Source organism: Vibrio jasicida CAIM 1864 = LMG 25398 (assembly GCF_000400365.1).
Classification (GTDB): Bacteria; Pseudomonadota; Gammaproteobacteria; order Enterobacterales; family Vibrionaceae; genus Vibrio; species Vibrio jasicida.
Genome location: NZ_BAOG01000003.1, coordinates 15834 through 29089, shown reverse-complemented (window position 1 = coordinate 29089; position 13256 = coordinate 15834). Strand labels below are relative to the sequence as shown.

Annotated in this window: 9 protein-coding genes; 2 read left to right on the top strand and 7 right to left on the bottom strand. The window is 45.4% G+C overall.

Going from position 1 to position 13256, the window contains the following annotated elements; translation table 11 throughout:
- Positions 1-96: 96 nt before the first annotated feature.
- The 5 genes from nhaA to VJL_RS00235 form a co-directional block, all read right to left on the bottom strand.
- Positions 97-1266: a Na+/H+ antiporter NhaA gene (gene nhaA, locus VJL_RS00255; protein ID WP_038868717.1), complete on the bottom strand. Its 1170-nt coding sequence runs from the start codon at positions 1264-1266 to the stop codon at positions 97-99.
- A gap of 330 nt (positions 1267-1596) precedes the next feature.
- Positions 1597-2712, bottom strand: coding sequence for a lipocalin-like domain-containing protein (locus VJL_RS00250; RefSeq protein WP_038868755.1), 1116 nt, complete (start codon positions 2710-2712; stop codon positions 1597-1599).
- Positions 2713-2720: 8 nt separating this feature from the next.
- The gene (locus tag VJL_RS00245) at positions 2721-5174 is read right to left on the bottom strand and encodes an ABC transporter permease (RefSeq protein ID WP_038874611.1); all 2454 of its coding nucleotides are present in this window, start codon (positions 5172-5174) and stop codon (positions 2721-2723) included.
- On the bottom strand, positions 5155-5826 hold the full coding sequence (locus tag VJL_RS00240; protein ID WP_038874609.1) for an ABC transporter ATP-binding protein: 672 nt from the start codon (positions 5824-5826) through the stop codon (positions 5155-5157). Before VJL_RS00240 ends, VJL_RS00245 begins: the two co-directional genes overlap by 20 nt.
- A gap of 129 nt (positions 5827-5955) precedes the next feature.
- Positions 5956-7332, bottom strand: a complete 1377-nt coding sequence (locus tag VJL_RS00235; protein WP_038868720.1) for an MATE family efflux transporter — start codon at positions 7330-7332, stop codon at positions 5956-5958.
- A gap of 94 nt (positions 7333-7426) precedes the next feature.
- On the opposite strand from VJL_RS00235, the gene VJL_RS00230 reads away from it, so the two are divergent.
- Together VJL_RS00230 and VJL_RS00225 are read left to right on the top strand one after the other, a co-directional pair.
- On the top strand, positions 7427-8866 hold the full coding sequence (locus tag VJL_RS00230) for a DUF2867 domain-containing protein (RefSeq protein WP_038874607.1): 1440 nt from the start codon (positions 7427-7429) through the stop codon (positions 8864-8866).
- Positions 8867-9082: 216 nt separating this feature from the next.
- Entirely contained in the window at positions 9083-10987 is a 1905-nt protein-coding gene (locus VJL_RS00225) for an alpha/beta fold hydrolase (protein ID WP_038874604.1), read from the top strand.
- A 152-nt stretch (positions 10988-11139) separates the two neighbouring features.
- On the opposite strand, the gene VJL_RS00220 is transcribed toward VJL_RS00225, so the two are convergent.
- Together VJL_RS00220 and VJL_RS00215 are read right to left on the bottom strand one after the other, a co-directional pair.
- Positions 11140-11802 carry a DUF2913 family protein gene (locus VJL_RS00220; RefSeq protein ID WP_038868724.1) on the bottom strand — a complete coding sequence of 221 codons (663 nt, stop codon included), beginning with the start codon at positions 11800-11802 and terminating at the stop codon, positions 11140-11142.
- Entirely contained in the window at positions 11802-13004 is a 1203-nt protein-coding gene (locus tag VJL_RS00215; RefSeq protein WP_038874603.1) for a Bcr/CflA family multidrug efflux MFS transporter, read from the bottom strand. Before VJL_RS00215 ends, VJL_RS00220 begins: the two co-directional genes overlap by 1 nt.
- Positions 13005-13256 lie beyond the last annotated feature (252 nt).

The following is a 13256-nucleotide window of genomic DNA, read 5'->3' as shown; positions in this document are numbered from 1 at the left end:
CGCTATGCACTAGCAAATAGTAAATCCAAGATATAAAAAAACCTCTCAATTGAGAGGTTTTCGTATTTCAAATTGCTGCTCTAAAAGCGGTTCGCTTTAGTATTCCTCAGCAACCTCTTCTGACGCCTGCTTTGGCAACGAGAAGTGCAGTAACGCATAGCCAAGTACAGCGGCAGTGGTAGAGCCCATCAAGATGCCTAGTCGAGCATAAGTGTCAAACTCAGGACTCACGTTTGCAAACGCCAATGATGAGATGAAGATAGACATCGTAAAGCCGATACCACACAACACTGACACCGCAAAGATATGCATAAAGTTCACGCCTTTCGGCAGCTTAGCAATACCTAGTTTCACTGCCGCCCAACTGAATGTGAAGATACCCAGAGGTTTACCGACCAACAGACCCAGTGCAATACCTAATGGCAACATTGAAGTCAGACCTGACATCGATACACCCTCTAATGAGATACCTGCGTTTGCGAACGCGAATAGAGGAAGAATACCGAACGCTACATATGGGTGAAGTGCATGCTCCATGTGTTTTAGTGGAGAGTGTTCACCCTGCTTACCTTTCAGTGGAATAGCAAAACCGATCACCACACCTGCCAATGTTGCATGGACACCAGATTTCAGAACCGCGAACCAGAGAATAGCACCAACGATCATATACGGTGTTAGCTTAGTCACCCCTTTTGCATTCAGCATAAAGAGCAAGCCAGTCATCGCAAAACCAACTAACAAGGCCATTGTTGATAGGTCACCGGTGTAGAACAACGCGATGATCACTACAACACCAAGGTCGTCAATGATTGCAAGTGCAAGCAGGAACACCTTCAAAGCGATTGGCACACGTTTACCTAGTAACGCCATAATACCAAGCGCAAATGCGATATCTGTCGCCGCTGGAATTGCCCAACCAGAGATCGCTTCAGGGTCGCCAGCATTGAAAGCAACGTAAACAAGTGCAGGAGCCAACATGCCGCCAACCGCAGCAATTGCCGGGAAGATTGCGGTTTCTTTCGATTTTAGTGCGCCTTCAAGTAGCTCACGCTTTACTTCAAGACCGATTAGTAGGAAGAACACAGCCATAAGGCCATCGTTGATCCAATGGGATACTGACATACCAAATACATAAGTATGCAGCATAGCTTGATAAGTTTCGCCAAGTGGGGTGTTAGCAATGGTCATCGCAATTGCCGCAGCAATTACCAGAAGAATACCACCAGCGGATTCCATTTTGAAAAAGTCACGAATGACATCGTTCATGATTTCGCCCTTATATTTATTATCTTAATAAACGATTAACAAAGAATGATGAGAGTGTATAGCTGCTGAAAATTTTAGAATAATCGCTTGTTCAGAGTATAAACTTCGATTTTTCCGATGTATTCTTTACGACACATCGTATTTTTCAACAAGAACATATAAATTTACAAGACCTGACAATCTCCCTATAAGTCTATGTATTCACATAGATTACTATTAACTTAGTATAATATGTGACTGATTTTCGTGATTAACATGCAGTTTTACGACGAAAACTGCGTGTTTCAACGACAAAAAAGCCACCTTTGATGAGGTGGCTTTCTGTTCTTTTTAGTAACCGGTGAGTTGCATAAATCCCCACGCCTCATTGGAACCCGATGCGAGTATCGGTCCTTCCCAATAAGGGATCACAAACGGAAGCCACATGTCCGATTTTATGATTCTCGTCGTCAAATTGATGTTGTGCTCGGGGACATTAATGATCCATTGCAGCGGTAGCCTTCTTCCGTTTGATAAGCCAGTGACCTGCAAAGGTGTCATGGTTAATTCTTTCTCAGTTAAGTTGATCACCTTACCGGAACGTGTCGCTAAAGTGCCAAACAGATGGGGAACCTGTCCATGATGACGATAGCGACTCACCGTAAGTGCTCGTCCATCATCAAGATTGAAAACAAACCAGTCCCAGCCTTGTTGTCCTTCACCGATTAGGCCACTACCCCACTCTTTTTGCGTCCACGCAGCCCCTGTCACTTCAATATCCCGACCATTTAAGGTTAGGTTGCCTTTTACATTTAAGAAAGGTGCACTGAAGCTAAAGGATGCGACAGATTGGAGCGCGTGCTTAACTTGAAAGCCTTTATCGCCATTCACGACGAACGGGCCGCTAGTAGTGGTATTTAAATCCATACCAAAGGTATCTGTTGTCACCTCTAAGTTACCCGGAAAGGGCGTAGAACCTAACGCTCGCCACGTCCAATTATCTATCCACAGACGGAACGGGCGATTTGTCATTCCAGCTTGTCCAATGCCACCACGCGCCACTCTTTGTTCTTTCCATACTTTAGAGCCATTGCTAATCACAATATGGGAGATAAAAAGCTGTGGATTTTGCCAACCTCTGGTATCACGCTCATCTGTTGCAACTCTAAAGTAGCTCCATTGAACGTTGTAAACCTTGCCATGCTTATCTTGTAATTTGGCAAAGTAATTCCACCATTCATGTTGATAATCTGGATGGAAGCGAAAATCCTGAGGAAGCGAGACATGTTCATCTGGCAACACTGGTTCAAAGATCGTTTTGCTTTCTCTTTGTAGTACCGCGCTAATGTCACTCTCTTTCGTTGCCGTCGCTTCGGCCCAATGCGTGAAATACAGTGTCGCACCCGTTAATGCAATGAAAGCAATAAACACCAACACTGATATCGAGAAGATCTTTTTCGGCTTCATATTCTTCGTCACAGAGCATCCCTCAACGACTTCATCGGAGTACTCTTAATCATTCTGATCACTGGCAATGCCCCCGCGATCATGATGGCAAACATCGCCCAAGCAATCGTCTGAACATACTCCCAAGGGATCGTTTGCAACTCTAAAGACCAGCCAAAAGATTGCTTAATAATGATATCAACAATCAAATGTGCCAACGCTAATCCGAGCGGAACGGCAATAATGGCGGAGATCATACCAAAAGCAAACAACTGTAACCCACCAAGGAGGACAAGCTCTTTACCCGACACGCCCATACAACGAAGTAAAGAAAAGTGCCTTTGCCGTGAAAACTCGCCAGCAAGGGTGGCAAAGAACAAGCCAAACACAGCAATAATCAATGTAATGTTGCCTAGTGTGCCTGCAATCGCAAAGGTGTGGTCAAACACTCGCATGGCTTGGTTATAGATATTGTTGTTGTCGAAGACTCGGTCTTGTGACAAGCGGAACACGTTTTCTAAGCGACGTTTCAAACCTTCGCCATTAACATTGTCTTCAAGTAAAACGCCAAGCCCAACGTTACCTGAGCCCGCAAAATCATACAGCCAATTTCGGTGCGACATCATCACTTGGTTGTAGGGGTTGCCATAGTCGTAGTACACCCCAACAACTTGCCACCCTCCCCCTAACGGTGGCTGAAGATCAATATAGTCACCAGGGCGAATGTCGAGCTTCAATGCCATAGACTCACTGACCATCAGACTTTTTGAATGATGTAAGTGATACCAATAATTAGGCACACCAAGTTTTACTGTGAGTGAATCAAGTTCCCCTTCCGAAGCCCCTGTACTCACTACTTGAAGCGCTCCACGTTCCGTAGGCACATCTTTTTCCCAACGCCACCAAACGGTATCGACCTCTGGTTGTTCTTTTAACCAAGCACTCATGCGAGCTGCTGAGTTGTTCGTAGGGTAGATGTAGATATCTGCAGCAAGACGTTGGCTCAACCATTTGTCGGTCGTATCACGGAAACTGCCTACCATGGTCTCAACACCAATGTTCGCCGCAAGTGCCAGCATAAAGGCCATCGTAGCAACACCCCGGTAACTCATGCTTGCCGCCGCATCAGCGAAGAACCAACGGACACGAACCCAACGTAATGAATAAGAGAAACTTTGGAACATATGCCACATCAAAAATGGCATAAACAACGCCACGCTGATCAACATTAGCGCGATGATAGCAAAACCTGACTCTTGCGTTCTTGGAGCTTGATAAACCGCAACGGCCGCCACACAAAAAGCACAAGCAGCAAACGCCTGCCAAGAGAATTCACGTCCAGCAAAGCGCATCAAAGATAAACGAGAAGAAAGACGGATGGGTTGTGATTTCAACAAACGAATCAAAGGCCATAAACAAGAAATCAGAGCGCCCAACGCCGACATTGCCAAGCTATATAAACTCGATTCCCATGACCAACCAATGGTGAGACCAACGTTGGCATCGTATAAATCACTTAAGCTGGATGACACTGCAGGAATCAGTTCATTCGCTAAGATCAACCCGAAGAAGTTACCACAAGCCCATGCAACCAAAACTAGAATGGTCAGTTCTAACATCAATGCCTGTGCGAGCTGCATGCCATTCACGCCCGTTTGGCGAAGAATACCAACTAAACGTTGACGTTGGATAAAAGACAGAGACATTGCTTGATAGAAGATAAACAAACCAACAAGGAAGGACAACATTCCCATGGCCGTTAAATTCATGTGGAATGCTTTAGTAAGCGATTCTAACTCTGTTCGGCTATTGCGCACCAACGTCATGCCATTAGGTAGCATGTTTTTTAGCGCCAGAACTTTTTCCTCTGGCATTTCACCACAAGCAATCGCAGACAATCCTGAACTGCGTTGCAGCATTCTTAATAGAGAGATGTCCGTGACTAAACGCGTACCAGAAAGCAAGTTGTCACTATCAACCTTCAAAGGTCCGAGCTGACTGCCATCATTCAGCGTAATAAAGTCCCCATTACTCCATGACATATGTGCAGCTAAATCTTGACTGACTAAGATTGGATATGGCGGCTTCATTAACGTCAGCATTGGAAGATCTTTAAGCGATTTACCTTGCTGTAGCGGCAGCAATGCAACAGGGTCAACCCCCACTAGCATCAAACTTATATCGGTGTTGGTGTCTAAATGTAGAACATCAAATGGTGCGCATTGATTAAAACCAGCACGACGAAGCTGGATATAAAAGCCTTGAGGAATTTTGTTTGCAGAGTGTTTAGTACGAATACGGTAAGGCAAAGGGTTGGAAAAAAGTTTCTCACCAGTTTCGTAGCTCTGTTTCGCGTGTTGGTTAATTGAAGTCACACCAACAAGGAGTGATACTCCGAGGGTTAAACCAAGCCAAACAAGAATAATTTGAAGTGGGTAACGACGGTAATGACCGAGTAGCGCCTTAACTACGGGCCATAACATGCAATTGCCCTCCTTGAAGACGAATGCGGCCTTCCATGTGCTCAGCGACCTTTTCACTGTGCGTCACCAACAACAGCGTACACTCAAGCTGACGAGCAAGGCTGGTCAATAAGCGCATTACCGCTTCAGCATTTCGTTCATCTAAGCTACCAGTCGGCTCATCGGCAAGTAAGATCTTCGGCTCCATATACAGCGCACGAGCAATCGCAGCGCGCTGCTGCTGTCCACCTGATACCTCTTCTGGATAACGCCCTAAAAGCGGCATAAGATCGAGTGCAGAGAGAATTTGGCGCCATAAACCTTTGTCTTCAGGCAAGCCTTTTAACTGGCGACAGAAACGGATGTTATCTGCAATATTCAAAGTAGGCAGCAGGTTGAATTGCTGAAAGATGTTGCCGATGTTGTTTCGACGATAAAGTGTTCTTAAGCGCTCTGGAGCACTGTGCATCGCGAAACTTGGGTATTGGATTTCACCAGAGTCAGCGGTATCAAGGCCTGCAATTAAATTAAGGAGTGTACTCTTACCTGAACCACTCTCTCCCATTAATGCAACTTGTTCACCCTGTTGTAATGTTAATTCTGCCCCTTGTAGTACAGGATGAAATTCGCCCCCGTCTACATAGCCTTTACATAGGTCTGACAGTTTCAACATTGATTTTGCCGCTCAAATGGTGTTTAAAAATTGGAATCAGAATCTACACTAAAATCCGGTTGGTAGGAAGTAATTTGAATAGTTGATCACACTATCAGACTACAAATGCAACTTGTCTCGCGACCCTTCTTAAGCATCGATCAAATTTTTCATCCATTTCTTACTCGCCATGCGGTGTAAACATGTCCCCCACTTAACCACTTCCTCGGTTAGAAACAATAAGTAAACCCATTGTGGTTCAAAGCCTAGGTAGATAGCACCAAAGGCGGCAAGAGGAATGCTAATCACCCATTGCGCAATCAGATCTTGGTACAAGCAGAACTTCACATCCCCACCCGCACGAAGCACACCGACAATGGCCATCATAGGAACAGAGCGAAGAACCACGCCGACGGCAAGAATCACCATAAACTGTTCAGCTAGGTGGCGCGTTTCTGGTGTCAACGCACTGAAGGCGTCGAGAATAAGTTGGTTAGAAAACAGAAGTAAAATCGCCACCACGATAGCAATCGCCACATTGAGGATCACCGTCGCCCAAGCTTGATAATAAACAGGGCCAAAGTTCTTCGCTCCCAATTGATTGCCCACCAATACTGCCGCGGCGTTAGATGAACCAATCATCATAGCTAGAGCAATTGACTCTACCGGCGTCATTACTGACAATGCCGCTAAACCTTGAACGCCTGCTTGCCCCATAATCGCATGATAGGCAAACAAACCACCCGCCCAAGCAAGGAAGTTAAATGTGGTCGGAAGAGAGAGCTTCAAGAAACGTGTAATTTTATCCAACACCAAGCTGGCACGAATATCATCCAAACAAAACGCAATGATGTGTTTTTTAAACCACAGGTAACTGAATAAACAAGTTACTTCAATAGCACCACTGATAACGGTGGCAATGGCAGCCCCTTTAATACCCATTGCAGGAAAGCCAAATTGACCAAAAATGAGCACCCAGTTAAGGAAGATGTTGGACAGAATGCCGATGCCACTGAAAAAGGTGCTAAGCCCGGGTTGATGCATGGCTCGAAGACCGACAGCCATACTTGCGACACAGGCTACAGCAAACATACTAACCGATGAAATAACGAGATAATCAGCACCAAGTCGAATCACCTCTTCCGAATCCGTTGTCAGGCGCATGATTGGTTCTGGGAACAGAACGAACAACACCACCGTAAGGGCAGCGAAAACCATGGAGATCATCCACGTCAACGACGTACTTTGCCTTACACCTACTTTGTTTCCCGCTCCCCAGTACTGCGCTGTTAACAACGCCCCGCCGGTTGTGACGCCAAGGAGCATGATGGTCGTAACGAATGTCGCTCTTGCCGCAACGCCGACCGCAGCAATTTCAGCCTCTCCCAATTGACCGAGCATCAGTACGTCCACCAAGCTTCGGCTGGAGAACATCATGCTCTGTAAAGTTATGGGTAATGCGATGGCAAATAGTCGACGTAAAAACGACTTATCAGCATGAATAACCAATTGTGAGAAAAAAGTCATGCTCGCTCCGACGACAACTTATTGATAGAACGGGAAAAGTGTCTCATGATTATACCCAGTGGTGACTAATCCACCAGTAATAAAAGGATTCATAATGAAAAAGGTGTTGGTACTCGGGGCTTCCGGCTACATAGGCTCTCAACTTCTTCCACAACTGATCGATAAAGGTTACATTGTCACTGCAGCAGCTCGTCATATTGACTATTTAGAATCTCGAACTCAGCCACACCCTAATCTCACTCTCACTTATTTAGACCTCGCAGACGCAGAAGCGACGCTTGAAGTCGTAAATGATTTTGATTTGGTGTTCTTCCTTGTGCATGGTATGGCACAAGGTCACGACTTTGTTGAGTACGAGTTAAACCTCGCAGAGAACTTTAAAAATGCGCTTGAGAAAAGTCGCGTAGAACACGTGATCTATTTGAGTGCGATTCAGCCTCAAACCGGCAACTCTCAACACTTAGCAGCACGTAAAGCGACGGGGAAGATCATTCGTCAAGCCGGTGTTCCTGTTACCGAGCTTCGCGCAGGCGTGATTATTGGGCCAGGGTCTGCGGCATTCGAGATCATGCGTGACTTCGTCTATAACCTGCCGATTCTGATTGCGCCTAAGTGGGTCGACTCCAAAGCTAACCCAATCGCCCTACCCAACCTCAATCACTATTTGCTGGAACTGGCAGAAACCAAACCAACAGAAAGTGAAATCTATGAAGTTGGTGGGCCGGATACATTAAGTTATCGCGAGCAATTTGAAGTCATTTGTAAAATAACGAAGAAACCTTACAGACTGTGGTCAACGCCACTGCTAACACCCAAAATGGCATCGTATTGGTTAGCCATTGTGACGTCAGTTCCCACAAGTATTGGTAAAGCGCTGCTTGCTGGTTTAGAGCACGATTACATTGCCAATACCAAAGCCATTCACGAGCGATTTCCACAAGAGTTAATCAGCTATGAACAGTCCGTAGCGGACACCATCGCTACGGAGGGAACTTTTGTGCGTAGTAACGTATGGGGGTTTGAACCAGCAGCTCTCAAACGTTGGCAACCAGGCTACGGCTATTATCCAAAACAAGCAGGAGCAAGCATTAAGACAAAAGCTTCTGCAGAATCACTTTGGAAAGTCGCACAAAAGATCGGGAGCCCTGAAAAAGGCTATTACTTTGCCAACATCCTTTGGCGCACCCGAGAGTGGCTTGATATCTTCTTTGGTGGAGGAAAACCCATTCGAGTTTCACCACCGGGGCCAGAGCTCAAAGTAGGTGATTTCATTGATTCATGGAAGGTCATTCGCTGCGAAGAGAACCAGTTCCTCTCACTGTTTTTCGGTATGAAAGGTCCCGGACTTGGTCGTTTAGAAATTACAATCAAAGACGATGGCGAAGAGCGCGAATTCGATATCACCGCATGGTGGCACCCGCAAGGCTTCCCTGGTTTGCTTTACTGGTTTGCGATGATGCCAGCACACCTATTCATCTTCAAAGGTATGGTAAAAGCGATCGCCAAAGAAGCAGAGCATCTAGAGCGGGAGTAACGCCCCATTGCGCTTGGCCTCTCATAGCACTTTCAAACAAAGCAGATAAAGGCTATTTGAGAGTGCTATTGGAAAGGTTCTATATTGATTAACACTCTGTAAATTTAATTGAATTTATTTCAGTACAATCTCCATATTATTCTTAGCTCATACCTTTTTAGACCGGCTTTGTTCTGAACTTAGTGACTATAACGTTAAGCAGATTTTGGAATCACAATGGGCAATCGATACATCATTAGCAGTAAACACCACGATAACTTTATGCTTCGTCAGCAACACGTCGATAAGATCGCGTTGGTGACAGAGGGAGGCGGTCAGCGAGGCATTTTTACTGCAGGCGTGTTAGATGCCTTCCTGCATGCTGATTTCAATCCTTTTGATTTGCTGATTGGTACTTCTGCGGGCTCTCTCAACCTCGCCTCGTATATCTGTGGGCATCAAGGGCATGCCTACAAAATCATCACAGAAACAACACGACGCCCTGAGTTCTTTAAACTCACGAAATACTTGCTCAATGGTGAAGGGTTTGACTTAGATTTTTTAGTAGACAATGCCGAGATAAGCATCCCGTTAAACTGGGAAAAAGGTTCTGATTTACTCAAAACAAAGCAAGTCGTCGCCGTCGCGACACACGCACGGAACCTAACGACAGAATGTTTTGATGTCACCGTTGATAATTGGAAGGATGTGCTGAGAGCATCTTGTGCTATTCCCGCTCTGCACAAAAAGCCCGTTGTGTTTAATGGCGCACGTTGGTTAGACGGCGGTGTTTCTGCACCAATCCCAGTTGAAGAAGCTTATCGTCGAGGTTACAAACACATCGTCGTGATCCGGACGATGCCCATCGATTTTGACGAACATCATCCTTTAATAGAAGCAGTGCTAAAGCGCGCGCCATCCAAAACAATGAGTGAACTGTCGGCTATTTTGCTCAAACACGAAGAAACTTATCGACAAACTCGACGCTTTCTCGCCTCTCCTCCTGATGATGTAAACATTTACGAGATTTCTCCAGCGCGGAACTTACAATCTTCGGTTGTTGAGAGTACGAAAAAACAACTTGATGCCGACTATTTGCACGGTGCTCAACTGGGCCGCTTGTTTGTGACCAGCATAGGAAGAAAACTCAATATTCCTCACAAGCCCTATAAACGCTATCACCCCATTACCTCGGAATTGAGCCACCATAAGCAGGATTATCACCATCAAATAGATGACGTATGGCAAAACAGAAAGAGCGGTTACTTTAAAGGTGCGATGAATAATGATATCGCTTGGATTAACGTGAACCCTCAAAACCATACAAGAACGTTAGTCATTGTTCAGGGGCGAAATGAATCGTTTTGGAAGTACAAAGAAGTCATTTACGAACTCAGCCAATACTTCAATATCTATTCCTTTGATCATCGAGGTCAGGGAGAGTCGCAACGCTTGGCAGAACACAGCGAACTTGGACACGTGGACCAATTTGAACATTATGTTGAAGACTTAGCTCAGTTTCTTGAAGAGGTTGTAGAGAGCCAACATAAAGACGAAGTTATGATGCTCGCCCACTCGATGGGAGGTGCTGTCGCAACTCAATACCTCGCGAGTTATGATCACAACGTTAAAGCTTGCGCTCTAACAAGCCCAATGTTTGGTATCAAATTACCCAAAGTGGTTGGCGGCATTCAAACGGCCACCATTAAACTCATCAGTCAACTTCAGAAAACACCGAATTTCGCCCCTACCCAAACAGCATTTGTGACCAAAACCTTTGAAGGCAATGATCATACAAGTAGCCCTAATCGCTTTAAAGCCTACAGTGATTTGTTGAGCAACCATCCCAACTTGAGACTCGGCGGTGTTAGCCCTAAGTGGATTAGTGAAGCCGTTGCTGCCGGTAAAAATTGTTTAGCTCAAGCCAAAGACATTAAAACGCCGATTTTAATCGTGCAACCGGAGGGGGATAACGTTGTGTCCTTGCCTGCCCAAGACTTCTTCAATGAGCATTGTGCCAGTTCAAGGCTTCTAAGCATTCCTCATGCAAGGCATGACATTTTAATTGAATCCGACCGATATCGAGATTGGGCCCTGAAGCGCATCATGAATTTCTACGACCACAGCCATAAGTTTGTTTAATCGCTCGATAGAAGTAAATGTCAGGCCCTCAAAAACAAAAAAGCGTACACACCACAGTATGTACGCTTTAAAGAACCGTAATCTCCGATAAGTAACGTTTTTCGCTCACTTGTAGGTGAAAGTCGATTACTTATTGAGATGCTTAATACGGTCTAGTCTGCTTTAAATGACAACGGGATCTCTGCCAGCTGATTACCTTCATTCGCAGGGAAGATCAGGTATTCACCGTGGTATTTCACCATTGACTTGTAATCGGTCACCTTATGGACCATGTAGCCAGCTTGCGTTGCTTTCTCGACAAATTCAGCGTGGTTACCGCGAACAAACCAACTCATCGGTTTAGCAAGCACTTCACCATCAAAACAGCTTTCACATTGGTCTGCACAAAGCGCCAGAGAGTTTTGACCCTCAGTGAAGATTTGTACTTTACCACAACCAATCAGTTGCTCAGAAGTCGACACTTCCCACTGAGCTTGCTCCATAAGATCCAAAAACGCTTCAATGTCTGAATCTTTGATCACTTTCTGTTCTTCGCCTTCTGGGAAGAATTGTGCGTAATAAGCAGAAATACGTTTGAAGATAAACAGCAAGCCAGCATCGTTCCCTTTTGAACGACCCGCTTTTTGCCAACGCGTTAAATCATCCCCAACAGTGCGACCGAAACGCTGTGACTTTAGCGCTTTGGTCACCCAACGAACCAAGTAATGATTGTTAGCAACTGGCGCATTCGCCAATTTACCTGAACGATGTTCCTGATCCAGTTCTTCCAGAGCAGAATTAACCAAGTGTTGAATTTCTTTGGTGTAATTAGACATTACGCCTTTCTTCCTAAAGTCCAATAAAACAGTGCAGACAGCACTGAACAAGCAAACATAACGATGATCATCGGCCATGCAACACCGCTCGGCATTGCAGCAACCAGCGCACCAATAAGTGAACCAGTACCAAAACGCAAGGTGCCAGCAAGTGAAGATGCTGTACCAGCCATGGTTGGGTAACCACTCAACAACAACGCCATTGAGTTACTACCAATCGTAGACAAGGTACCAATAAACAGCACGACAAATGGCACCATACCCCACAAACCAAGGTTGAACATCCAACCAACAAACAGACCAATACCCGCGGTTAATTGCACAGCTAAACCAAAACGAAGCATGGTATGAGAGCCGACTTTTTTCACCAAACGACCGTTGATGCTGGTCATGATGATCATCGCCACGATGTTCAAACCAAATAGATAACCAAATTGGTCCGGTCGAACACCATACAAATCTATATAGATAAATGAACCCGCCGTCAGGAATGCAAACATACCTGAGAACGAGAACGCCCCAGAAAGCATTAAACCTAATGCTTCAGGATTTGAACACAAGCGTGCATAGTTGCGAATTGTTGTTCGGACTCTTAATGGCTGACGGTTTTCTGGTTTTAGCGTTTCCGGAATCATCCATAACACCAGCAAAATCACTACGACAGCAAAGATAGCCAATACCCAGAAGATAGAGCGCCAACCAAACCAAATCGCTAAGTGACCACCGATCATAGGCGCAACAAGCGGCGCAATAGTGATAACTAGGGTCACAAACGACATTGCACGTGCAAAGTCTTCACGGTCAAACATATCGCGAACGACAGCTTGGATGATCACGGCAGCTGCTGCTCCTGCAAAACCTTGTGCAGTACGTACATACGTCAGAGCATCAATACCATTTGTAGTTGCACTAACTACCGCCGCCAAACCAAAAAAGAACACACCTAAAATGAGTACAGGTCGGCGACCATAGCTATCAGCTAGCGGTCCATGAAGCAACTGGCCTAACGCAAAGCCTGCGGTGTACGCCGTTAACGTAATTTGCACTGCCCCTGCTGTCACGCCTAGATCTTTCGCGATAGTAGGCATAGCTGGCAGATACATATCGATAGCAAGCGGGGTTAATGCACCGATTGCACCGAGAACAAGAAACAATAAAAAACTGATTTGTGACTGGGGAGCACTTTGGGCTTTTTCTGTCATTGATTTACCTCTTGTTGTGGTCCTCCCATCAACATTCCACATTGATTGAGACAGATGAGTGACACTTCTCGAACACTGGCTTCATAACAGAGTTACAAAAAACAGTGCGTAGTATCCATACTATTGAGAAATACAGATGCTCAAGTACTTTTTCACTTTGTTAGTGTCACTTGAGCATTACTGACGAAAGTATACCAAGGCGGTCTTGACTAACTCGACGCTTAAACCTGCATGATGATTATGCGCAGCGAC

Excerpts from the sequence above, each read along its gene's own strand:
- VJL_RS00245 (WP_038874611.1), bottom strand. The coding sequence starts at position 5,174 with ATGTTATGGCCCGTAGTTAAGGCGCTACTCGGTCATTACCGTCGTTAC.
- VJL_RS00220 (WP_038868724.1), bottom strand. The coding sequence starts at position 11,802 with ATGTCTAATTACACCAAAGAAATTCAACACTTGGTTAATTCTGCTCTG.
- VJL_RS00250 (WP_038868755.1), bottom strand. The coding sequence starts at position 2,712 with ATGAAGCCGAAAAAGATCTTCTCGATATCAGTGTTGGTGTTTATTGCT.
- VJL_RS00215 (WP_038874603.1), bottom strand. The coding sequence starts at position 13,004 with ATGACAGAAAAAGCCCAAAGTGCTCCCCAGTCACAAATCAGTTTTTTA.
- VJL_RS00225 (WP_038874604.1), top strand. The coding sequence starts at position 9,083 with ATGGGCAATCGATACATCATTAGCAGTAAACACCACGATAACTTTATG.
- VJL_RS00230 (WP_038874607.1), top strand. The coding sequence starts at position 7,427 with ATGAAAAAGGTGTTGGTACTCGGGGCTTCCGGCTACATAGGCTCTCAA.
- VJL_RS00235 (WP_038868720.1), bottom strand. The coding sequence starts at position 7,332 with ATGACTTTTTTCTCACAATTGGTTATTCATGCTGATAAGTCGTTTTTA.
- nhaA (WP_038868717.1), bottom strand. The coding sequence starts at position 1,266 with ATGAACGATGTCATTCGTGACTTTTTCAAAATGGAATCCGCTGGTGGT.
- VJL_RS00240 (WP_038874609.1), bottom strand. The coding sequence starts at position 5,826 with ATGTTGAAACTGTCAGACCTATGTAAAGGCTATGTAGACGGGGGCGAA.